This is a genomic window from Flavobacterium sp. 3HN19-14, from assembly GCF_051373205.1.
Classification (GTDB): Bacteria; Bacteroidota; Bacteroidia; order Flavobacteriales; family Flavobacteriaceae; genus Flavobacterium.
This window is the reverse complement of the sequence record NZ_JBPPZT010000001.1, coordinates 1,123,359-1,147,485: the sequence shown is the minus strand read 5'-3', so window position 1 is coordinate 1,147,485 and position 24,127 is coordinate 1,123,359. Positions and strand designations below refer to the sequence as shown.

Here is a 24,127-nt window from a genome sequence, read left to right as displayed (position 1 = left end):
TACTATTATTGTTCATATCACAAATTTCATTAGCACAAGAAGGCATCGCAGTTTATTCAGATTATTTGTCAGATAACTATTATTTGATTCACCCGTCAATGGCAGGAGCTGCTAATTGCGCCAAAATCAGGCTTACTGCTCGTCAGCAGTGGTTTGGGCAGGAAGATGCTCCTAAATTACAGACATTGAGTTTTAACGGAAGAATTGGTGAGCAGTCAGGTGCGGGTATTATACTTTTCAATGATAAAAATGGTTACCACTCTCAAAAAGGAGTTAAGCTTACTTATGCACACCACATTATGTTTTCAAGAAGTGATGTAGATTTGAACCAATTATCTTTCGGTATGAGCGCAGGTCTGGTACAGGCGCAACTTGACGAGACGCAATTTCCTGATTACGATCCTGTAATTGGCGGTATCATCCAGAAAGATTCTTATTTCAACGTCGACATCGGTGCTTCTTATAACTACCTTGAGTTTTACACCCATTTGACCGTTAAAAATGCGCTGGCAAGTAAAAGAAGCCTGTATTCAGATATCGAATCTGACAACCTTAGAAAATTATTATTGAGTGCCGGTTATGTTTTCGGCGATAGCGAAAGACTACAATGGGAGCCATCATTCTTGTTTCAGTTGGTAGATGAAACTAAAGAAAAAACAATCGATCTTAACGTTAAGGCTTACAAAGATTTTAATTTCGGTAAACTTTGGGGCGGACTTTCATACAGAAGAAGTTTTGACGCTGCACAATACGAAACCAACGGAAGCGTTTCAAGCCAAAGATTGCAATATATCACCCCTATCGTTGGTGTGAATTTCAAAGTATTCATGGTTTCTTACACATATTCCCACCTCATTGGCGACGTAAAATTTGATCAGGGCGGTTTCCACCAGTTGACATTAGGGGTTAACCTGTTCTGCAAAAGAGAGAAATACGATTGTAATTGTCCTGCAATCAATTAATTTTAAAGTTGATATTAATTCAGTCCCGATAGTTTTTATCGGGACTTCTTTTTAAAAGCTATGCTGATAAAATCTGTAAATGGTAAATCACCGCAAATTCCCGAAGATTGCTATGTTGCCGAAAATGCCACCATCATTGGCGATGTAACTTTTGGAGCTTCCTGCAGCGTCTGGTTCAATGCCGTCATTCGCGGCGATGTGCATTACATTAAAATTGGCGACAAAGTCAATATTCAGGATGGCGCCATCATTCATTGTACCTATCAAAAACACCCTACTGAAATCGGCAATAATGTTTCCATCGGCCATAACGCTATCGTGCATGGGTGTACCGTAAAAGACAATGTTCTGATTGGAATGGGCGCAATTGTAATGGACAATTGCGTGATTGAAAGCAACTCCATCATCGCTGCCGGCGCCGTTGTCACACAAAACACTGTGGTGGAATCAGGTTCATTTACGCTGGCGTCCCCGCCAAAAAGGTGAAAGACATCAACCAATCTGATTTTGCAGGAGAAATCGGCCGTATTTCGAATAATTATGTGATGTATTCAGGCTGGTTGAAGGAAGAATTATAGTCCTAAAAATCCATTTCCGAAACCGGATATTGATTCCCGACGATGCCGGAAAGTACTTTGGGATCAGCATTCGTATAAAAAACCTGCATACTTTTTTTGCAGCATTAAACGCATCATTTGCTTTCAAGACATTCTGCGTCTGACGTGCTACTGCATCGCCTGAATCAATAATCTTAATATGCGGCGGCAGTATTTTTTTATCTGCGGAATCAGGTATGGATAATGGCTGCAGCCCAAAACTAAATAATCGATATTGGCTTCAATCATTGGTTGAAGGTAGGCATGCAACAATTTATCCATTTCAGGCGAATTGATATCGCCATTTTCAATCAGCTCAACCAATCCGTGGCCAACCTGTTCAATGATGTGGGTATCCTGATAAAATTCCACAGCTTTGTTGAAAAGCTCGCTGCTGAGCGTTCCTTTTGTCGCCAAGATGCCTATCGTTTGTGTATTCGAATGAATTGCTGCGGGTTTTATGGCCGGTTCAATTCCGATAAAAGGAACGTCGTATTTTGCCCTTAATTCCTTAATCGCATTTGTGGTTGCTGTATTGCAGGCGACGACAATGATTTTGGCATTCATTTCGAGCAGCAACTCTGTATTTTTCATGCTGAGCGCAATGATAGCGTCTTTTGATTTTTGCCCGTAAGGTGCATTTTTGCTGTCTGCTAAATAAATGGTGTTTTCCTGTGGCATCAGCTGGTGAATTTCCTTCCAGATAGAAGTGCCACCAATGCCCGAATCGAAAAGCCCTATTGGATTGTTATTCATAAAACAAAAGTAAAAAAAAACTGTCCATAGTAGTGGACAGTTTTTGATATTATGATTGGTTTTTTTATTAGAAACCCAATTCCTTTTTAACGTCTGTAGTCAAATCCGACCATCAGCAAGCAATAAACCTGCAGCATTGAATACATATTGGTATCCTTTTGCTTTTCCAACTTTCTGGATAGCAGCTTTTACTTTTTCTTCGATTGGCTTCATCAAATCGCTTTCTTTAGCAGAAAGTTCTTTTGGGCTGTTTCCCTGAAGTCGCCGATTCTTTTTTCCATATCCTGGACTTCTTTCGAACGCTCTTCGTTGATTTTGTCTGTAATTCCGGGAGCTGTTGCCTCATCAGAATATTTTTTCAACTTCACCTGGTATTCTGACACCATGGTTTTGAAATCAGCGTCGTAAGTTTCGCTTAATTTTTGCAATTGTTTCTGAGCATCCATATATGCCGGCATCTTTGTCATTAATTCACTAACGTCGATGTGTGCTGATTTTGCCTGCGCATTAGCCATTTGGGAAGCGCCTAGAACAAGAACAGCCGCAATTAGTAAAGTTTTCAATTGTTTCATCATTTTTAGATATTAAGTAAGTAATTATTTTTGTTTTTAATCGTTTTTGTTTTCTTTATTATCGTCGGTGGTGGTTGATTTTGATTTGTCGGCTTTCGCTTGTTTAGCGGCTTCGCGATCGGCGGCGGCTTTCGCCTTTTTCTCTTCCAAAGCTTTTTTGCGTTCTTCTATTTTTTTGTTTCTTTCTTCAATAGCCGCTTTTTTGACAGCATCGCGGTCAGCGGCAGCTGTTGAATCTTTTACTTTTTTCGCTTCTTTTGCCTCTTCCGTTACAACAGATTTATCAGTAGTTTTTCCTTCTTCAGTTTTAGCAGTTCCACTTTTGGCCGCTGTAGTTCCTCCTTCTGCAGGAGTTGCGGTCGTTTTACCGGCTTTTTCGTCAAGTTTCTGCTGGCGTTTTGCAGCAGCATCGGCTTTCTTTTGTTCGGCAGCAGCTTTCTGTCGGCTACCAGTTTTTCACGGGCAGCTTTCTTTTCGTCAAGTTTTTTCTGTCTTTCAGACAGGCTTCCGTTTTCATCCTGAACATCTTCGCGGTATTCTTTGGCTTCTTCTTCTTTAAGTTCTTTTTTACTCAACTGGCCTCTTTTCGATGATCTGTTTAAAACCCTGATTACCTGATCGCTGATATCGAATCTTTTTGCTGAAAACAACATTGTAAGGTCTGATGATTTATCAAAAACGAAATCATATTTTTTAGCTTCGGCAATATCCTGTACGGCTGTAAAAACCTGATCCTGAACTGGTTTTGTCAGAACAGCTTTCTGTATATTCAGCTCGCCTGTCGGGCCAAATTTCTTTTGTTGAAAGTCAGACAATTCGGTTTCCTGAAATTGTATTTCTTCCTCTCTTTCCTCAATGAGTTCTTTGGTAAGCAAAACCCTTTCGGTCTTAAGCGATTCTTTAAGCCTGGTTATTTCATTTTTTTTGGTTTCTGCATCCTGTTTCCATTTTTGTGCTTTGAGCTCCAATTGGTTTTTGGCTTCGAGGTAATCAGGCACATTCTGTAGAATGTACTCCATATCGATGTAACCAATTCTTACGCCTCTTCCGGACTGAGCCTGCACTGTAAATGTTACAGCAATCAATAAAACCAGTAATAAAAAATGTTTTCTCATAACTTAAAATTGTATTAGAAAATATCGTGCCAAATTTAGAACTGCTGTCCGATGATAAAGTGGGTCTCCCATCCGTTAGGCCTGCCCGAGTTCGAACCCGGAACAGCGTCAAACCCGTGACCAAAGTCGATTCCCAATAAACCAAAGGCGGGCATGAACACCCTGATTCCAAATCCAGCCGATCGCTGCAATACAAACGGATTATATTGCTTAAAATTGCTGTAACCTGCTCCTGCTTCGAAAAAAGTTAACGCATAAATTGACGCTGATTGTGCCAAAGTTATCGGATATCTTAATTCAAGCGAGAATTTATTATAAATAGTCGCACCATCCTGCGATTGTTTTTTAGTCACCGGATCAGTATTAATTGGTGTCAGCGACTGGTTCGGATAACCTCTCAACTGTATGGTTTCCCTACCGTCAAGCGCAAAATTCGCCAGTCCGTCTCCGCCTAAATAAAATCTTTCAAACGGAACATCACCTCTTTCCCTGTTATAATTTCCGAGGAAACCAAATTCAGCCAAAGAGCGCAATACGAATTTACCATAAATTTTTGTATACCAATCAGCTTTGAATTTAATTTTATAATATTCGAGCCATTTGAATTTTTGCTGGTCAACTTTCGACTGGTCTGCAGCAGCTTTTGTGTAGTCATTACCAGGCACGCTTTGATAGGCAAGATTCCCCGGCGCGAGCTGTACGTAATCTGTAGTCTTTATAACGGTGCCGTCAGTATTTGGATTTACCGTATAACCTTGCTTGATCGCTTCCGCGTAGGTAAGCTTGTAACTTTCCTGCTTTTCGAGGTCGCTGTAATCAACGCCATTCCACAACGAGTAAGGCGGTGTAAATTTCGCAGAGACACTGAATTCAGAGCCATAAGTCGGGAAAATAAGATTGTTACCTTTATTATTTCTTTTCAATTCCACTGTGTAAGCAAGGTTTCTCGATGCACCATCACCAAACTTAAACAAACCTGTGTTGTAATTGTTCAAATCGTAATACTGGAAGCTCAATGCCTGTGAAAAGTAGAAATCGTTATCCGGTTCTCTTAACCTTTTTGACAATCCTACAGAAAGGGAGATGATATTAAAGCTTCGGCTCTTATCAACATTATTATAGCCTTGATTCAGGTATTGCTTACTGTAAGATAACGAAGTATTGAAACGCACCGGCTTTTTTCCTCCAAACCAAGGCTCAGAAAACGAAAGGCTGTAAGTCTGGAAATAACTGCTTCCCTGAAGGCGAAGTGCCACTTGCTGCCCGTCGCCCATAGGAAGCGGCTTGTAAGCCTCCTTATTGAAAATGTTGCGCATCGAGAAGTTGTTGAACGAAAGCCCAAGCGTTCCGATGAAACCGCCGCCGCCATAACCTCCCTGGAGTTCAATCTGGCTGGATCCTTTTTCTGTCAATTCATATTCGATATCAACTGTTCCTGCAGCTGCATCCGGGTTTTTGAAGTTTGGCTTGATGGTTTCCGGATCAAAGAATCCTAAAGTTCCAAGCTCACGAATCGTTCTAACCACAGCATCCTTACTATAAGTATTGCCCGGCTTTGTTCTTAATTCGCGATAGATTACCTTGTCGTTGGTCTTATCATTTCCAACTACAGAAATTTTATTGAATTTCGCAATCGGCCTTTCCATGATCCTGATTTCAAAATCGATGGTGTCATTGGCAGTACGCGTTTCTACAGCATTGATTTGCGAAAACAGGTAGCCGCTATTTTGGTAAAGGTTCGTAATATCGTCTGCATCGGGATCTTTGCTATCGGCGATTCTTTTCTCGAGCAATACACCATTGTAAACATCGCCTTTCTTGATACCTAACATCCTGTTCAACCCCTGGTCTGTATAAACGGTGTTCCCGAGAAACTTGATATTTCCAAAATAATATTTGTGGCCTTCCTCGAGTTTGATGTGGATGGCAAGTTTATTTCTCTCCTTATTATAGATGACAGAATCAGTGATGATACGCGCATCGCGATAACCTTTTGACTTGTATTTGTCGATGACGCTTACCAAATCTTCATCATACTTTTCACGGATGAATTTCGATGCTTTGAAAACACGCAGGAAATTGATCTGCTTCGTATTTTTCATTGCCTGGCGCAGCTTCTTGTCAGAAAGTTTGTCATTGCCGTCGAAGACAATTTCGCTGATTTTGACTTTGTTGCCTTTGTCGATATTGATCAGCATTTTCACATTATTGCCAGAAGTTGTATCCGGAATGGTAGTAATTACGGCTTTCGTCTTAAAAAAACCGTCTTTTTTGTATTTGTTTTCGATGTAATTACGCGTCGTGGTGATCAGGTTTTCATTGACGATTTTTCCGGTTGTAAGACCGTTGTCCTTTATTAACGCTTCGGCTTTTGATTTTCTTACGCCATTAATTTTTACATCGCTTAATTTCGGAAGTTCCTTCATTGCGATTTCAAGGTAGATGCTGTCACCTTCAATCCTGTCTACATAAAAATCGATGTCGCTGAAGAGGCCGAGTTTTCCTAATTTCTTAATGGCATTGCTGATTTCTTCGCCAGGAACGATAATACTTTGTCCTTTTTCCAGTCCGGCAAAAGTGGTGATGGCCTGTTGGTTGTAAGTGAGTTTTCCGGTAACTTTTACATCGGCTAAAATATAAGGCTGGCCCTGATCAAAAGCAATTCTTTCTTGTGCTTTTACTTGAGAAATACTTCCAAAAATGATTATTGTGAAGAGTAATTGTATGCTTTTATTTAACACTAAGAAATTATTTAATTTGTTCACTTGTTTTTCCGAATCTGCGTTCTCTTTTCTGATAACTAATGATAGCCTCATATAAATGTTGTTCTGTAAAATCAGGCCATAATACATCGGTAAAATAAAGTTCTGCATAAGCGATCTGCCACAACAGGAAATTACTGATTCTATGCTCGCCACTGGTTCGTATTAGTAAATCTACATCCGGTAAATTTTGCGTGTAAAGATGCTGATTAATAATTGATTCGTCAATAGCGTCAATTGAAATTATATTATTTTTAACTTTACTACTTATGTTTTTTATTGCCGATATCAGCTCTTCCCTTGAACCGTAGCTTAATGCGATGGTAAGGGTCATTCTGGTATTGTCTTTTGTTTTGTTAATGGCTTCTAAAAGTTCTTTTTTTACCTTCGCCGGAAGCATCTCAAAATTGCCGATTGTGTTCAGACGGATGTTATTTTCGTGAAGCGTTTTGAACTCATTTTTGAGCGAATTGATGAGGAGTTTCATCAAAGTGTCGACTTCGAGTTTCGGGCGGTTCCAGTTTTCTGTGGAAAAAGCGTATAGGGTAAGATTTTCAACGCCAAGCCTCGCGCAGGTTTCAACAGCGGCGCGTACCGCTTTTGAACCATTTTCATGACCAAGAGCACGAATCATTCCGCGTTTTTTTAGCCCAACGGCCATTCCCGTCCATAATAATGGCAAGGTGTTTCGGAAGATTGTCTGTGTTAATGGTCTCTAATAAGCTCATAAAATTTTTAATCCTGACAATAACAAGGCGAATTTCCGAAGGTATACGTTAACGTAAACCCGCTGAAAACATACCAATCCTTGTTAGTAGTGTTACCGAATTTTAATCCGGGGTATTTATCCTGACTCGGACTGCTTCCGTCCAGATCGTCTTCAAATGTATATCTTGCGCCGACTTCAAATCCTAAAACCAGGTGCGGCGTAATGTTTGATTTCACGCCAACCGCCATCGGAATATTCATCGAATTGTTCCGCCCGCGTCTTCAGTCTTGCCATTTCGCACGTACTTCGAATCATACATGAAATAACTCAATCCACCATATATATAAGGTGTAACTTGCCTGTCAAGCTCATGCAAATCGAAATCAAAAAAGTTGAATTCGAGTCCCAAAGATAATTCTTTTACGGTATTCTGAAATTCATAACCGCGTTGCTCGCAGCCAGGAGAATCAGAATCTTTGTCCTGCCCGATCAGCCTTCCGACGGTAAACGATGCCCTCCACGAATGGCGCGGGCTCCGGTTCCATTTATAAAGAATACCCACCGCCGGAGCGTTAGGGTAAACATAGTTGGTTCTTCCTACATCACCAATGAAATTAGCGCCTCCGGCAAAAACACCGATTTCATGGATTTGCGAATGCATCAGCGAAACCATAAAAAAGCATAAAAATGTCGTTAAAATTCTATTCATTGGTTTTAAAATAGCGTGCAAATATAACAAATATGACTACCAATCAGCACTGAAAAAAGGAAATCTGTCTATAATTTAGACCAATTGCCCGTTTTCACTGACCAGCGAATTTTGAATTCGATAAAAATTAAACGAAAAGCCGCGCGGATTGTTATAAATGGAAAGTTAAAAAAGACAAGTTAAGACCGCTGCGCTGTTAGAAGCAAGACCGCTGCGCTGCAAGATGAAAGATATTGCGATACTTGTTTGAAGATTAAAGCGAATGTTCCGTTGACCGGAAATAGCTGTCAGATGATTGTTTTTTGTCGTTTGAAGGATGAAACTGAATGTCAGATAACCATTCCGGATTGTCCGAAAATCATTCCTGATATTCCGAAGACCATCCCGATAAGTCCGAAGACCGTTCCGGGTCGTCCGAAGACCATTCCGAGCGGTTTTTCGCGGCTTCCCAATGGTTTTGCTATTAATAGACTAAAAAATAAAATCGCAGATCAGCCTTTTTAGTCTTTCAGCGAAGCGGTCTTGACTCTAACAGCGCAGCGGTCTCCAACTGGTCTAATTCCTCTTATCTTCTCCCCAAAGTAATTTATTGCGGAGCGTTTTCAGGAAAGTCTCATCGGTAATTTCAACCATGTTAATCTTGAATGGCGTCTTTTTAATCGTAAGCACCGATTCATTTGTAATCGAAGTAATTCGAGAGTCAAGTGAAACCAAATATTGCTCCTCCCTTCCGGTAACTTTAAGCCTGATTTCCGTATCATCCGGAATTACCAATGGCCTCGCATTGAGATTATGCGGTGCAATTGGCGTAATCACCAAACTCTGGACTTCCGGCGTCAAAATCGGCCCGCCGCAACTCATCGAATAACCGGTAGAACCCGTCGGCGTTGAAATGATCAGTCCGTCTGCCCAATAAGAATTCAGGAATTCGTCGTTGAGATACGTATCGATTGTAATCATCGAAGTCGTGTCTTTCCGGCTTACCGAAATTTCATTCATCGCAAAATTGATGTCTTCGATTCCGGGATTATCAGGCGTAATGTCAAGGCTTAACAGCGAACGCGATGAGATTTTGTATTTTTTATCGACAGCCATCTGCAGAAATTCTGCGATATTTTCTTTTGTACGGAAGCCAGAAATCCCAATCTTCCGGCATTAATCCCTAAAATCGGGATTTCGAAATTGCGCACCAAAGTCGCCGCACGCAAAATCGTTCCGTCGCCGCCGATGCTGATGAGCATATCGAAACTGCTGTCGAGTTCTTTATAGGAAGAAAAAGTATTGTAGTCTTTTTTAACGAGCTGTTTCTCGTAAAGCATTTTCAGGAAATCAGCCTCAATCACCATTTCAACATGATTATCGTTGAAGAAAACAAAAATATCCCGGATAATCGGTTCGGTGCTGTTTTGGTAATATTGTCCGTAAATGGCTACTTTCATAATTTGAAAATTAGATAATTAGATAATTAGATAATTTATAGATTGTGCGCACATTATCTAATTTTCTAATTGACACATTATCTCATTATATATTAAGGTATTTATCGAGATAATCCGAACGCTCTTTCAAATCATTCAAATAAATATCTTCCTGATGTTCGGAGATGATTTCATATTCATATCGCCTGAAAGTCTGAATAATTTCGTTCATGCTGCCCAAAGCGATTTTAACCGTCACCTGAATTGTATCAACTTCGGAATTCGAAACGAAAGCGCCCAGAACTTTCCCGTTATTGCTTTCTACGATTTGAATAATTTGTCCCATCGAATAATCGACGACATTTTTTTCAACGATGATGATACCGCCCTGTTCTTTTAAAAACGGCGTTTCATTAAAGAATTTGATGATATCAGAAATTTCATAATAACCAACATATTTATTCTCTTCGTCCAGAACCGGAATCACATCAGAATGATTTCTCGCAAAAACTTCGAGCACATCCATCCAGATCATGTTTTTCCGCGCAAAAAATCCTTCTAAAGTATAGCGATAGTGTGATAAGGTTTTATCAGAGTCAAAGGCTTCAACGTCTTCTGCGGCAATACTTCCTATATAAATTCCGTCTTCGATCACGGGAAAATGCGAAAAATTATTGTCTGCAAAAAAATCCTGAACCTCAGCAATATTTTCGCTGGCATCCAACGGTCTGAAATCGGCGTTGATGTAATCTGTAATCATAGTCATAAAAATCCGGCTCATAAGTGATGCAAAATAATCAAATTTTAGCACAAAACACCTTGTTTAACTTTGTATTTTTGTAAGGCATTGGCTCAAAAGCCGTACAAATAGTATTCCAATGACAAAATTAAGCGTAAATATCAATAAAATCGCCACACTCAGGAACGCCCGTGGCGGCAATGTCCCTGATTTATTGAAAGTCGCCAAAGACATCCAGCAGTTTGGCGCGCAAGGCATCACGATCCATCCGCGGCCTGATGAGCGCCATATCCGTTACCAGGATGCTCGCGATTTAAAATCGGTTGTTTATACAGAATACAACATCGAAGGAAATCCCGAGAAAAGTTTCGTCGATTTGGTTTTGGAAGTCAGGCCGACGCAAGTGACACTTGTTCCTGACGCCGTTGATGCCATTACGTCAGATGCCGGTTGGGATACTGTTAAGCACAAAGATTTTCTGACGGAAATTACGCAGGAATTCCATCGCAACGACATTCGGGTTTCAATTTTTGTCGATCCGGTAAAGGCGATGGTCGAAGGTGCAAAAGCGACCGGAACCGACCGGATTGAATTGTATACTGAAGCGTTTGCACACCAATACGGTTTAGGAAATAAAGATGGAGTTCAACCTTACACGGAAGCTGCGATTCTGGCGAGCGAATTGGAATTGGGCATCAACGCCGGGCACGATTTAAGTCTTGACAACATCCGATTTTTCAAACAGAACATCCCAGATTTACTCGAAGTGTCGATTGGACATGCCCTGATTTCCGAAGCGATTTCCCTGGGACTGGATAATGTCGTGAATATGTATCTGAATAAATTAAGGTAATCTCAATACTCAATATGCTCTACTCAAAAATAGAAGGAACCGGAAAACCGCTCCTCATCCTACACGGCTATCTCGGCATGTCCGACAACTGGAAAACGCTTTCAGGCCAGTACGCTGAACAAGGTTTCGAAGTGCACGCGCTTGATTTGCGCAACCACGGCCGCAGCCTGCATTCTGACATTTTCACTTACGAAGTAATGGTTGAAGATTTAATTCAATATTGCGAAAGCCATAAACTCGAAGCCATCGATATTATCGGGCATTCGATGGGTGGAAAAGTCGCGATGTTTTTCGCTACTTCACATCCTGAAAAAGTTGAAAAACTGATTGTTGCCGACATCGCGCCGAGGTATTATCATCCGCACCATCAGGATATTATGGCAGCTTTGAACGCCGTTGATTTCTCCCAAAAACCATCAAGAGCAGCAGTTGAAACGCTGATGTCAGAACACATTCAAGATTTCGGGACGCGGCAGTTTTTGATGAAAAGTTTGTATTGGAAGGAACCGGGGCAACTTGATTTTCGATTCAACCTGAAGGTTTTCAATGAACAAATTGATAACATTGGCAAGGCGCTTCCTGAAAATGCGATTTTCGAAAAACCGACTTTATTTCTTAAAGGCGAGAAATCCAACTACATTTCCGAAAAAGATGAAGCCGATATAAAACATCATTTCCCCGATTCAAAAATTGAAATTATCGCGAACGCAGGACATTGGCTGCACGCCGAAAATCCGACGGCTTTTTTTGATAAAACTATCGCTTTTTTAAAGTAAATTTATTGTATGAAATTCATCATCAAAGTTATCCTTACCGGACTTTTCATCGCTGTATTGTCAAACTTCATGAAAGGTATTCACGTTCCGGGATTATTAGCGTCAATCGTTGTCGCGCTGGTTTTAGCGGTACTTAACGCGGTCGTTAAACCAATCCTGATTTTACTGACTTTGCCGGTTACAATCGTTACATTAGGTCTTTTCCTGCTCGTCATCAACGCTGCAATGGTGCTTTTGTGCGCAGAAATTGTGGATGGATTTAAAGTCGATTCGTTTTGGTACGCACTGCTGTTCAGCATTCTCGTTTCGCTTTTTCAATCTTTGGTTTTCGGAACTTCGGTTGAAAAAAGGCAGAACAGAAATTAATCCACTCCACTTTTACATTGTGCCTTCGCGGTAAAAAAGCTTGCCAGACTTGCAAAAAAGTTATAATTTTGCCACCCAATTTTAGTACGTAAAAAGATGAACATCACAAGAAATAATACAGATGCCTTAAACGCGGTAATCACAATAGAGCTCAATAAAGCCGACTTCGCTCCGAAAGTTGAAAAATTATTAAAAAACTACCAGAAAACTGCGACAATTGCAGGTTTCAGAAAAGGCGGCGTGCCAATGGCAATGATCCGCAAGCAATACGGCAAAGCCATTTTGCTCGAAGAAGTGAACAAAGTTTTACAGGAAAACCTCAACAGATATTTGCAACAGGAAAGGCTTGACATTCTTGGAAATCCGCTGCCGAAAGCAGACGAGAATTTCGACTGGGACGCCGACGATTATAAATTTGAATTCGATTTGGGATTGACGCCAACTTTCGACATCAACCTTGACGACATCAAAAACGTAACAAAATACAAAATCATTGCTGACGACCAAATGTTGGACGATCAGGTCATGAGAATCCGCAAACAATACGGGAAATTAATCCCGAAAGATACCGTTGAAGCAGGAGACGATATCGCCGGAATTTTCAACAATGAAGAAAAAGGCATCAACAATCCAGCAACAATTACGTTGGATATTTTCAAAAATAAAGCTGCCGCTGATGCTTTCCTAGGTAAAAAAGTGGGCGATGTAGTAACATTGAATACAAAAGGGCTTTTCCCTGACGACCACCAATTGATGGATTATCTAAAAGTAGGTCACGACGACGTTCACGGACTCGACATCGACGTAAATTTCACCATCGAAGAAATCAATACGACAGAACCTGCAGAACTAAACCAAGAGTTGTTTGACAAACTTTTCGGCGAAGGAAATGTTTCTTCCGTAGAAGATATCAAAGCGAAAATCAAGGAAGACGCCGAGAAACAATTCGAAGTGCAGGCCAATCAGAAATTCCTGAATGACGTGACAGAATCACTTTTGAAAAATACTAAATTCGAATTACCTTCTGCGTTCTTAAAAAGATGGATCCAGACCGTTGGCGAAAATCCGCTGACGCCGGAACAGGCTGAAGTTGAATTCGAAAGGTCAGAAAACGGTCTGCGTTACCAATTGATTGAAGGAAAAGTCATGACACAGAACAATCTTCAAATTACTTTTGAGGATTTAAAAGCTTATACTGCCGAAGTCATCAAAAAACAAATGGCGCAGTTCGGGCAAATGAACCCGACAGAAGCTGATGTTGAAGGCATCGTGGCGCGTGTGCTTTCTAACCAGGAAGAAGTAAAAAGATTGTCAGACCAGGTGATGAGCGAAAAAATGCTGGGCCTTTACAAAGAGAAAGTAAATTCAAACGAAAAAGTGGTGACGTACAACGAGTTTGTGGCCGCTTCATACGGAGAATAATCTGATAAAAATGATTATATTTGAGCGTCAGAATGTCATTCTGGCGCTTTTTATCGTTTAAATGGTTTTGGAATAAATTTTGTTGCCGATGCAATGTCAGTCCAACCTTTGACGTTTAATTTTAATCTATAACAAAAACTACTTATGAATTACGGTAAGGAATTTAAAAAATTTGCTACAAAACACCAGGGCGTCAATGCCATGTATTTTGATAAAATCGTAGGCGCGATGACGCCGACCAATATGACGCCTTATATTATCGAAGAAAGACAGCTCAATGTTTCGCAATTGGACGTTTTTTCCCGTTTGATGATGGACAGGATCATCTTCCTCGGAACAGGAATCGACGACCAGATCGCGAACATCGTTCAGGCACAGCTTTTATTTTTGGAAAGCGCCGATGCGTCAAAAGACATCCAGATTTACATCAATTCTCCGGGCGGAAGCGTTTACGCAGGACTCGGAATTTACGACACTATGCAATACATCAAACCTGATGTAGCCACTATCTGTACCGGAATGGCAGCTTCAATGGGTGCTGTACTATTGTGTGCCGGTGCCGCCGGAAAACGTTCGGCATTGCCACATTCACGCGTAATGATCCACCAGCCGTCGGGAGGCGCACAAGGTGTTGCCACGGATATGGAAATCAACTTACGCGAAATGCTGAAACTGAAAGAAGAATTATACCACATCATCGCCAACCATTCAGGGCAGAGTTTTGATAAAGTCCATAAAGACAGCGAACGCGACTACTGGATGAAAGCCGACGAGGCGAAAGAATATGGCATGATTGATGAAGTGTTGAGAAGAAATTAAAAAAGTGATCAGTGTTCGGTGTTCAGTATTCAGACTGATCACTGAACACCGACCACTGATTACTAGAAAAATATGGCAAAAGAAGTATTAGAGTGTTCATTCTGCGGGAGGAAAAAGCCAGAAACCAATTTATTGATTGCGGGTATTAACGCGCATATTTGTGACCGTTGCATAGAGCAGGCGCACGGCATCGTGATGGAAGAATTGAAATCGGCCGGAAGCGCGAAGCTTGTCGGCGATTTGGTTCTGAAAAAACCTAAGGAAATCCGCGCATTTCTGGACCAATATGTTATCGGACAGGACCAGACCAAAAAAGTAATGTCTGTCGCCGTTTACAATCACTACAAAAGGCTGATGCAGCAGCAACTCGATGACGAAGTCGAAATCGAGAAGAGCAACATCATCATGGTAGGGCAAACCGGAACCGGAAAGACATTGGTCGCGAAAACCATCGCCAAAATGCTCGACGTTCCGTTGGCAATTGTCGATGCAACGGTACTGACTGAAGCCGGTTATGTCGGTGAAGACGTTGAATCAATTTTGACGCGTCTATTACAAGCTGCCGATTACGACGTCACCAAAGCCGAACGTGGCATCGTATTCATTGACGAAATTGACAAGATTGCCAGAAAAAGCGACAATCCATCAATCACGCGCGATGTTTCGGGTGAAGGCGTACAACAGGCTTTATTGAAATTACTCGAAGGAACGGTCGTGAATGTTCCGCCAAAAGGTGGACGAAAACATCCGGACCAAAAATTCGTTGAAGTCAATACACAGAACATTTTGTTCATTGCCGGCGGCGCATTCGACGGTGTCGAAAGGATTATTTCCAAAAGACTAAACCGTCAGGCAGTAGGTTACAGCACTTCTAAAAATGCCGACAACATCGACAAAGACAATTTATTGCAATACATAATCCCGAAAGACATCAAGGATTTCGGATTAATTCCTGAGATCATCGGCCGTTTGCCGGTCTTGACACATATGGATCCTTTGGATAAGGAAACCTTGCGCGCCATCCTTACACAACCGAAAAATGCGCTCGTAAAACAATATCAAAAGTTATTTTTAATGGATGATGTAGAATTTACAATCACCAACGAAGCACTCGATTTTATCGTCGATAAAGCAATGGAATACAAACTCGGCGCCCGCGGATTGCGTTCTTTATGCGAGGCGATTCTGACCGATGCAATGTACGATTTGCCAAGTTCCGACGAAAAAATCCTCGAAATTGACATGGATTATGCGAAGGAAACTTTGAATAAAAATTTATTGAAGCGTTTGGAGATAGCTTCTTGAGAGACAAGACCGCTGCGCTGTTAGAAACAAGACCGCTTCGCTGCAAGACAGAAAGAAGATTAGATATATTGACCGCAAATTTGCTGAAAAGGCGAATTTGCGGTTTTCTTTTTTACTCCTCGAACTAATAAAACCATTGGGAACCCGCATAAACCGCTCGGAATGGTCTTCGGACGGCTCGGAACGGTCTTCGGAATGATCGGAACACACTTCGGAGACTCAGAAATGAACTTCGGACAATCCGCAACAATCATTTGACTTCCAATTTCGACCTTCAGACAATAACAAATCATCTTCAGACAAGTATTTCAGGTCTACGGAATATTCTCTTCAATCTTCGGAGTGCTATCCGCAGCTTACTAAAATCTTTTTTCTTGCAGCGAAGCGGTCTTGTGTCTTTCATCTTTCAGCGAAGCGGTCTCAAATCAAACAAAAAACCCGTTCCAAAGCAACAGAACGGGCCTTTCAACCTAACTAAACAAATTGTAATCTTTATTTTAATCCGCCGCCGCCCTGGTTGACTTTGTCGGTATTGATATTCGTTTCTTCTTTTTCCAATTTTAAGTTCCCGAAATTGTAAGTGAGTGAAATCCGGAAAGTCCGGCTGTCCTGTTTTTCGTAAAATCGGGTGTCGAGATTTTTTCCTGCAATTAGCGCGTGCACTTCATTCTGGTTGAAAACATCAAAACAATGCAATCCGATTTTGAGGTTTTTGTTCAGGAAATCTTTGTTGAATGAGATGTCAAATTGCTGTATCGGCTTTTCGATGTGGTAAATTTCCCAATTCCCTTTTGGCAGGTAAAAATAATTCATCGTATTGGTAATGTTCCAAGGTAAAAGCAACTGCGCCTGCGCTGCATAATTGAAATTTCCCTTCGTAGAATATTTGAAATCAAAACCATCGATGTTGTTTTTTGCATAATTGATATTGATGAAAATATAATTCATCTTGTCAATCGTATTCACCCTTCTCATGAATTCCTCTTTTCCCTTAAAGAAATAATCAAGCGGAATCGGGAAATTGGCAAATGCACTGAAAGTACTGATTTTGTCGAAAGATTTAGAAGTCTGGTTGGCTACCAATTCGCCGTCCTTAGCACTGAAAACGAACATGCTTTTGTCTTTTGCGACAGTATAATTCGCGCCAATCTGAACATAATTGAAAGCTGACATTTTCAACTCATAATTATCGAAATAAACTGGTTTCAGAGCAATATCGCCTTCAGAAGTGTTGTATTTATCGAAGGCATTGCTGTTGTTCGGGTCGATTTGGTTATAGCCCGGTTGTGCAATTTTCTTAGAAAACGAACCGATGAAATTGATGTCTTTCGTCGCTTCATACATCACATTCACACTTGGAAAAAAGTTATTGTTGACGTATTTTATTTTGTCGGTTAATGTACTCGAAGCCCTTTCGACATCATAATTTTCATAACGCAAACCTGCGGTAAAATTGAACTTTTTGACTTTCTGCCTGGCTTCTGCATAAAAAGCGAGATTGTTTTCGGTATAATCAAAATTGATTACCGAAGCGTAATTTCCTGAGCCAAAAATCCCGCTGTTGTTGCTGTTGATGTTGTATTTTCCTAAATCATTCACTTTCGTGATGTTGTATTTCCCGCCTGTATTGATTGCAAAACCGATTTTTTCAAACGGAAATGAAAAGTCATATTTCAGATAATAATTCTTCAAATCGAAATTGATGTTGCCATTGTTGTAACTAAAGGCATTGTCTTCAAAAGCAGTCGCTTCATTGATTGGATTTCGCTTAAAAAAATTAGAATAAGCAGTAATGTCAAGCGTTCGGCCAAGTGTGTCGAGTTTGGTTTTGTATTGTAAACTCAACTCATGGACATTGTTTTTATCTTTCGTAATGCCGTTATTTTCGTAATTGATGCCTTCCCCTATTGTCGAAGCTTCCGTAACGCCTCGGTTATTTCCCAAATTCAAATTGTAATTGAAAAGCAAATTCGATTTTTCGGTCAGTTTATAATTCACTCCCGAACGAAAATAGAGATTGCGGAAAGTGTTAACGGTGTAATTGCGCTGCGAAAGTGTTTTCACTGGTGTGAACGATGTGAAATCCTGATCGGTCCCATGTATCTGATCGGTATCGATATAATTATAGCCCAGCATCGTTTGCCAGCTCAGGTTTTTCTCTTTGCCGTTCATCAAAATCTGCGGACTCGGTTTCTGGTATTTATTGAAATTATAGTTGATGTTGAAACTGGCATTCACACCTTTCATCCGCTTCGAAGCCGTGACAATATTGATGATTGAACCGCTGGCATTCGCGTCGAAAGCCGCGCCGGGATTGTAGATCAATTCTACTTTTTCAATGGCTTTTGCCGGAAGACTGGCAAGGTAATTCTGCAGGTCAGTTCCGGTTAATGAACTCGGCGCGCCGTCGATATAAATGATGACATTTTTGCTGTTGAGCGTCAATCCGCCCACCGGTGATGCCACCACGCCCGGAAGCCTTTTGACGGCGTCGAGTGCATTGCCGCTGTTGAGCATCCCATTGTCTTTGACGCTGACAGTTGTTTTATCAGATTCGACTTTGATGTATTGCCGGCGATTGCCGAAAATCTGTATTTCGTTGAGCTGCGTCAGTTTTTGAAGCAATAATACCGGTTCGTAAAACAATCGGATTGGTATCGTTTGCGGTGATCTCAAAGTTGATTTTTTGTTCTTCAAGATTGTTTCCTGAGATGGTAAATTCGTATTGCCCGGGCACTAAATCGTCTTCAAAAGTAAATTTGCAGCCGGTTCCTTTGTAATTTCCAATAAGGTTTTTTTGATTGCTTTGAATGTATTCGAGAACAAAAGTCCGTTCGGTTACATCTGTTTCGCAGCTGACATTTTCAAGATTGGTTTTAACTTCGAGATTAGTCTTTTTTGGCTTCGCCTGATTGTTGAAGCCTGAATTCCTGGGCATGTAACGAAAGCCCAAGACACACCATAAGTGCGGTGATTAATGATTTCATTGTTGATTGATTTTTTTCCGCTGCGCTCCAAAAGTTCGGCACGCCTCGGGTGATTGATGATTGCAAGTAAGACGCACCAAATAAAATAATGTTACAATAAATGTGGGGATTTTTTTTGAAATAAATAAAATACGGGGTTACCCGATAAAATGCATTAACGACATTCGTGAATACGGAATTAAACTTTAACAATTTTTACGGCAAACCCGTAACCGAAATTTTCGTTTTTTTCGTAGGGATGCATGACCCCTTCCCTGAAGGTAAAATACGATTTTTTACGATACGTTGTATTACGGGTTTGCCGTACTTTTTCTTAAATTTTCGCAACAACTTTAAATTGAACTCAGGAAAGTTCATTAAAAATAAAACGCGGATTCACAGATTGAAAAACCTATGAATCCGCGGCCTTTAAAATCCTGTAATTTTTGGAATCAGGATGCGAATTTTTTTATCTTTTTTATTGGAAGCGAAGATTTCATTCCCGGCTTTTCAGTCTTCCCGTAATGATTGGTGCATTTCCAGCCGCTTCTTCCACAGGAAACCAATGTGATTGCCGATGCGAGTAAAGCTAATTTGAGTATCTTTTTCATGGATTTAAATTTTGCTATAATAATTCAAAATCTATGCCATAAATACTGAAAATCTGTAGGTTAAGGAAAATCTGACTAAAGACTAAGCTCCTTTAGTTGCTCCACATAATGCCTTTGATTCGACAATCGTGGAATCTTATGCTGTCCGCCGAGCTTGTCCTGATTTTTTAACCAGTCATAAAAAAGATTTTCACGCGCAACATTGATTACGGGCGCATTTAATGTCATATTATTATAACGTTTGGCTTCGTAGTCAGAATTGAGCGACTGTAGCGTTTCATCCAGAATTTTATTAAAAATTGCCATGTCAGAAGGCGTTTTCCTGAACTCGATAATCCATTCGTGGGCGCCTTTTTCCTTTCCGTTCATAAAAACAGGAGCAACGGTATAATCGATGACTTCGGTTTGGGTGATTTTGCAGGCTTTTGCGATAGCATTGTCGGAGTTTTCGATAATCAATTCTTCGCCAAAAACATTGATATGGTGTTTTGTCCTTCCTGTAACCCTTATCCTGTAAGGATTTAATGATGTAAAACGCACAGTATCGCCAATCTGGTACCGCCATAATCCGGAATTGGTCGTGATGACAATTGCGTAATTTTTATTCAATTCCACATCGGAAAGACGGATGACTTTTTGTTCAGCAGTGCCGTAAGTTTCCATCGGAATGAATTCATAAAAAATCCCGTAATCAAGCATGAGCAGCAAATCATTCGAATCATTTAAATCCTGAATCGCAAAAAATCCTTCCGACGCATTATAAATCTCATAATACTGAAAATCATTTTTCTGCAGGATTTTTTTATACTGTTCCCGATACGGGTCAAAACTTACGCCTCCGTGAAAATAAACTTCAACGTTCGGCCAGATTTCAGAGATGTTGTCACGTCCGGTCTCTTCTAAAATCTTATTCAGCAAAACCATCATCCACGATGGAACGCCGGCAAAACTGGTAACATTTTCGTAACGCGTTTCATTGACAATCGCGCCGAGTTTGGTTTCCCAATCGCTCATCAATGAAACGCGGTTGCTTGGTGTGCTGCTGAATTCGGCCACATCGGCATATTTTCAATCAGAATTGCTGATAAGTCGCCAAAGAAAGTATTATTGTCTTCATACAATTGCTTGCTCCGCCCAGTCGAAGGCTTTTCCCGGTAAACAATTGCGAATCCTCGTTATTATTAAGGTAAAGGCACAGCAAATCTTTCGCTGCTTTGTAATGACAGTTTTCCAGCGCTTCGTAGCTTACCGGAATGAATTTGCTTTTAGAATTGGTTGTTCCGCTAGATTTTGCGAACCATTTTACAGGCGTGTTCCAGAAGATATTTTGTTCGCCTTTGCGCGTTTGCTCGATCAATCCTTCTAAATCTTCGTAAGTTGAAACAGGAACCCTTTCGGTAAAAGTCTGGTATGTTTTGACGGAATCAAAATCGTATTTTCTGCCAATCTGCGTGCTTTCCGCGCTTTTGATTAAATTCAGCAGCAATTCCTCCTGCACCTCATTCGGATATTTGAGGAACAATTCAATCTGGTGGATTCGTTTTTTCAATATCCACGAAGCAACGGAATTGATTATTGGTAGCGGCATAGAAATTTCAGATTTTAGATTTCAGATTTTAGAATGACGTAAAACCATATCTTTGCATTGATTCAAATGTAACAAAAAAACAAAGCAATTCAAGGTTTCGTGCGTAAAATCTGAAATCTAAACTCTGAAATCTAAAATGACTTACGAAGGCGTACTCACGAAAATGCAGACCGAATTCGGCAATCCGATCCAATATTATATTGTTTTTGAAAACAGTTTCCTGAATGTAAACCAGTTGCTCGACAAGAAAATCGAGTTCAGTTTTTTGGGATATCAATGCCTGAATTGCTCGAAAAAGAAGAAAATCTACCGCCAGGGACATTGCTATGACTGCTTTTATGCAAGTCCGGAAGTCGGCGACTGGATCATGAAGCCCGAACTCAGCACTGCGCATTTGGGCATTGCCGACCGCGATCTGGAATATGAAACCCGTGTTCAGTTACAGCCGCACATCGTTTACCTGGCATTGTCGAGCGAAGTGAAAGTGGGTGTTACCAGAAAAACACAAATGCCGACGCGCTGGATTGACCAGGGTGCTGAAAAAGCGATTTCGATTGTGGAAGTTCCTAACCGATATCTCGCCGGAATCACCGAAGTCGAACTGAAAAATCATTTTTCAGACAAAACCAACTGGCGCAAAATGCTGACCAACGATATTTTGGTTGACGATTTGCTGCAACACAAAATAAAAGTAGAAAGTTTGTTGCCGGATGAGGTGAAGGAATTTTTTAATCCGGAACACGTTGATGTTTACGAACTCAATTATCCGGTTTTGTTCTATCCGAAGAAAGTCAACAGCCTTAATATTGAAAAGACGCCGGTTTTTGAAGGAAAATTAATTGGAATCAAAGGCCAGTATTTGATTTTTGAAGACGGCACTGTCTTTAATATCCGTAGTTTTGAAGGCTTTATTGTGAAGATAAATGTGTGAGTTATTCACACAACATATTTGTTTATCAGCCACAAATTTCATGAATTCTCACGAATTAATTTGTGCAAATCTGTGTAATTCGTGTTTAACAACCTATTAAATAAATGAATTTACTTTCGCTCGAAACCAGTCCTTACCTGCTCCAACACGCCCAAAATCCCGTGCATTGGAGAGCTTGGAATCCAGAATCACTGGCCGAAGCTGTCGAAAACAACAAGCTCATCATCATCAGTATCGGTTATTCCGCATGCCATTGGTGCCATGTGATGGAACACGAAACTTTCGAAGATGAAGAAGCGGCGGCTGTGATGAATGCCAGTTTCGTCAATATAAAAGTCGATCGCGAAGAACGTCCTGATGTAGATGCCGTTTATATGAAAGCAATTCAAATCATGACCGGTCGCGGCGGCTGGCCGTTGAATATTGTTGCACTTCCTGACGGAAGACCAATTTGGGGCGGCACGTATTTCCGCAAAAACGAATGGATCAATACGCTCGGGCAATTACAGGAATTGTACCAGTCGGCACCGGAAAAGATGATCGATTATGCCGAAAAACTGCATGGCGGTATTGAAAGCCTGAATATCATTGACACAAAAGATTTCAATCCGGAAATGCAATCGCAAATCCTTGAAAATCTTGTGGCAAAATGGACTAAAAGTTTCGATTTAGAATTTGGCGGCATGGCGCGCGCACCGAAATTCATGATGCCGAATAACTATAAATTCCTTTTGCGGTATGCATATCAGAATAATGATTCAGAATTACTTGATTTCGTCAATCTGACACTTACCAAAATGGCTTACGGCGGATTGTTTGACACGGTTGGGGGTGGATTTTCGCGTTATTCTGTCGACATGAAATGGCATGTGCCGCACTTTGAAAAGATGCTGTATGACAACGGGCAATTGGTTTCGTTGTATTCGGATGCTTATAAATTGACTAAAAATCAGCTTTATAAAGAAGTAGTTGAAAAAACGCTGGATTTCATTGAACGTGAGTTGTCCAATGATGAGGGCGGATTTTTCTGCGCGCTCGACGCAGACAGCCTAAACGCAGAAAACCATCTCGAAGAAGGCGCTTTTTACGTCTGGAAAAAAGCAGCATTGCAGCAATTGATTAAAGACGATTTCTCATTATTTTCAGAAGTCTTCAACATCAATGATTTCGGTTATTGGGAAGAAGAAAATTATGTTCTTATTCAAAATCAACCACTTCAAAGCATTGCCGAAAAACACAAAATCACTGCGGAATTACTTCAGCAAAAAAAACGAAACTGGGAGCAATTGTTATTCACCGCAAGGCAAAAGAGAAGTTATCCCAGACTCGATGACAAATGCCTGACGTCGTGGAATGCCATTATGCTCAAAGGCTTCGTGGACGCTTACAGTGCTTTTCAAAATAAAAAATACCTTGAAATTGCGTTGAAGAATGCCAATTTCATCCAGCAAAAATTATGGTCGCCGGAAGGGAATTTATTCCATAATTATAAGAACGGAAAAGCAACGATTAATGGTTATCTGGAGGATTATTGTTTCGTAATTGATGCGTTTATCGCTTTGTATGAAATCACTTTTGATGAAAAATGGCTGCATGCTGCCAAACAATTGACAGATTATTGCTTTGCGCATTTTTACGATGAAAAATCGATGTTCTTTTCATTCACGTCAAATCTGGACGACGCCTTGATTGTAAGGCATTATGAAACTGAGGATAATGTAATTCCCGCCTCAAACTCTGTGATGGCTGATAATCTGGTACGATTGGGATTGTATTTCAATAACTCATTTTACGAAAATACAGTTGAAAAAATGCTGCAGAAAATCATCCCGAATGTCGATTATCCTTCGGCTTTTTCTAATTGGCTGAATGTTTTACTGCACTTTTCACCTCAAAATTGTGAGCTCGCCATTTGCGGTAATGATGCTTTGGATTTCAGCAGAAAATTACAACTGCAATACCATCCGAATGTGATTCTTGCCGGCAATTCAGAAAAATCAGGATTGCCATTTTTGCAAAATCGTTTTAACGAAGACAAAACGCAGTTCTATTTCTGCCAAAACAAGACCTGCCAATTGCCATCGGAAAATTTTGATGAAATCGTTAAAAAAATCAGCGATTTGACTTCTCATCCTTAAAAAACGGTAAAAGC

17 protein-coding genes and 6 pseudogenes are annotated in these 24,127 nt (G+C 40.6%); 10 read left to right on the top strand and 13 right to left on the bottom strand.

Translation table 11 applies throughout. The annotated features are described in order from the left end of the window. The first annotated feature begins 14 nt into the window (after positions 1-14). A complete protein-coding gene (locus ACSLFW_RS06000; protein ID WP_436557385.1) occupies positions 15-962 on the top strand; it encodes a PorP/SprF family type IX secretion system membrane protein in 948 nt (315 codons plus the stop codon). Positions 963-1,022: 60 nt separating this feature from the next. Then, a pseudogene (locus ACSLFW_RS05995) lies at positions 1,023-1,540 on the top strand (gamma carbonic anhydrase family protein). A 2-nt stretch (positions 1,541-1,542) separates the two neighbouring features. Here the strand turns inward: ACSLFW_RS05995 and murI are convergent. The 10 genes and pseudogenes from murI to ACSLFW_RS05945 form a co-directional block, all read right to left on the bottom strand. Next, positions 1,543-2,314, bottom strand: a pseudogene (gene murI, locus ACSLFW_RS05990) (glutamate racemase). Positions 2,315-2,381: 67 nt separating this feature from the next. Further along, a pseudogene (locus ACSLFW_RS05985) lies at positions 2,382-2,886 on the bottom strand (OmpH family outer membrane protein). Between the two features lie 269 nt (positions 2,887-3,155). Beyond that, positions 3,156-4,001 (bottom strand): OmpH family outer membrane protein, encoded by an 846-nt coding sequence (locus tag ACSLFW_RS05980; RefSeq protein WP_436555028.1) that lies wholly within the window; start codon positions 3,999-4,001, stop codon positions 3,156-3,158. 35 nt (positions 4,002-4,036) lie between these two features. Further along, entirely contained in the window at positions 4,037-6,817 is a 2,781-nt protein-coding gene (locus tag ACSLFW_RS05975) for a BamA/OMP85 family outer membrane protein (protein WP_436555027.1), read from the bottom strand. Then, positions 6,750-7,491: pseudogene (locus ACSLFW_RS05970) on the bottom strand (isoprenyl transferase). Before ACSLFW_RS05970 ends, ACSLFW_RS05975 begins: the two are co-directional and overlap by 68 nt. Positions 7,492-7,498: 7 nt before the next feature. Continuing rightward, a complete protein-coding gene (locus tag ACSLFW_RS05965) occupies positions 7,499-7,732 on the bottom strand; it encodes a DUF6089 family protein (protein WP_436555026.1) in 234 nt (77 codons plus the stop codon). Next, on the bottom strand, positions 7,729-8,181 hold the full coding sequence (locus ACSLFW_RS05960; RefSeq protein WP_436555025.1) for a DUF6089 family protein: 453 nt from the start codon (positions 8,179-8,181) through the stop codon (positions 7,729-7,731). The genes ACSLFW_RS05965 and ACSLFW_RS05960 overlap by 4 nt, the downstream gene beginning before the upstream one ends. Positions 8,182-8,510: 329 nt before the next feature. Then, positions 8,511-8,633 (bottom strand): hypothetical protein, encoded by a 123-nt coding sequence (locus ACSLFW_RS05955; RefSeq protein ID WP_436555024.1) that lies wholly within the window; start codon positions 8,631-8,633, stop codon positions 8,511-8,513. Positions 8,634-8,736: 103 nt separating this feature from the next. Beyond that, a pseudogene (locus ACSLFW_RS05950) lies at positions 8,737-9,620 on the bottom strand (NAD kinase). A gap of 85 nt (positions 9,621-9,705) precedes the next feature. Further along, positions 9,706-10,365: a CBS domain-containing protein gene (locus ACSLFW_RS05945; protein ID WP_436555023.1), complete on the bottom strand. Its 660-nt coding sequence runs from the start codon at positions 10,363-10,365 to the stop codon at positions 9,706-9,708. A gap of 112 nt (positions 10,366-10,477) precedes the next feature. On the opposite strand from ACSLFW_RS05945, the gene ACSLFW_RS05940 reads away from it, so the two are divergent. The 6 genes from ACSLFW_RS05940 (at position 10,478) to clpX (ending at position 15,879) form a co-directional block, all read left to right on the top strand. After that, entirely contained in the window at positions 10,478-11,191 is a 714-nt protein-coding gene (locus ACSLFW_RS05940) for a pyridoxine 5'-phosphate synthase (protein WP_436555022.1), read from the top strand. A 14-nt stretch (positions 11,192-11,205) separates the two neighbouring features. Then, positions 11,206-11,967 (top strand): alpha/beta fold hydrolase, encoded by a 762-nt coding sequence (locus tag ACSLFW_RS05935; protein ID WP_436555021.1) that lies wholly within the window; start codon positions 11,206-11,208, stop codon positions 11,965-11,967. A 9-nt stretch (positions 11,968-11,976) separates the two neighbouring features. After that, positions 11,977-12,333 (top strand): phage holin family protein, encoded by a 357-nt coding sequence (locus tag ACSLFW_RS05930; RefSeq protein ID WP_436555020.1) that lies wholly within the window; start codon positions 11,977-11,979, stop codon positions 12,331-12,333. A 96-nt stretch (positions 12,334-12,429) separates the two neighbouring features. Then, positions 12,430-13,755, top strand: a complete 1,326-nt coding sequence (gene tig, locus ACSLFW_RS05925) for a trigger factor (RefSeq protein WP_436555019.1) — start codon at positions 12,430-12,432, stop codon at positions 13,753-13,755. A gap of 144 nt (positions 13,756-13,899) precedes the next feature. Then, complete coding sequence (clpP, locus tag ACSLFW_RS05920) at positions 13,900-14,574, top strand: ATP-dependent Clp endopeptidase proteolytic subunit ClpP (RefSeq protein WP_436555018.1); 675 nt, start codon at positions 13,900-13,902, stop codon at positions 14,572-14,574. 72 nt (positions 14,575-14,646) lie between these two features. After that, positions 14,647-15,879 carry an ATP-dependent Clp protease ATP-binding subunit ClpX gene (clpX, locus tag ACSLFW_RS05915; protein WP_436555017.1) on the top strand — a complete coding sequence of 411 codons (1,233 nt, stop codon included), beginning with the start codon at positions 14,647-14,649 and terminating at the stop codon, positions 15,877-15,879. Positions 15,880-16,371: 492 nt separating this feature from the next. On the opposite strand, the gene ACSLFW_RS05910 is transcribed toward clpX, so the two are convergent. The 3 genes and pseudogenes from ACSLFW_RS05910 to ACSLFW_RS05900 all read right to left on the bottom strand — a co-directional run bounded on the left by ACSLFW_RS05910 (position 16,372) and on the right by ACSLFW_RS05900 (position 21,044). After that, positions 16,372-18,555 (bottom strand): TonB-dependent receptor domain-containing protein, encoded by a 2,184-nt coding sequence (locus ACSLFW_RS05910; RefSeq protein WP_436555016.1) that lies wholly within the window; start codon positions 18,553-18,555, stop codon positions 16,372-16,374. A gap of 742 nt (positions 18,556-19,297) precedes the next feature. Beyond that, positions 19,298-19,456, bottom strand: a complete 159-nt coding sequence (locus ACSLFW_RS05905; protein WP_436555015.1) for a hypothetical protein — start codon at positions 19,454-19,456, stop codon at positions 19,298-19,300. A gap of 75 nt (positions 19,457-19,531) precedes the next feature. Then, a pseudogene (locus ACSLFW_RS05900) lies at positions 19,532-21,044 on the bottom strand (GH3 auxin-responsive promoter family protein). Positions 21,045-21,180: 136 nt separating this feature from the next. On the opposite strand from ACSLFW_RS05900, the gene ACSLFW_RS05895 reads away from it, so the two are divergent. Both ACSLFW_RS05895 and ACSLFW_RS05890 read left to right on the top strand, forming a co-directional pair. Beyond that, positions 21,181-21,975: a DUF2797 domain-containing protein gene (locus ACSLFW_RS05895; protein WP_436555014.1), complete on the top strand. Its 795-nt coding sequence runs from the start codon at positions 21,181-21,183 to the stop codon at positions 21,973-21,975. Positions 21,976-22,079: 104 nt separating this feature from the next. Then, positions 22,080-24,113 carry a thioredoxin domain-containing protein gene (locus ACSLFW_RS05890; protein ID WP_436555013.1) on the top strand — a complete coding sequence of 678 codons (2,034 nt, stop codon included), beginning with the start codon at positions 22,080-22,082 and terminating at the stop codon, positions 24,111-24,113. Positions 24,114-24,127: the final 14 nt, after the last annotated feature.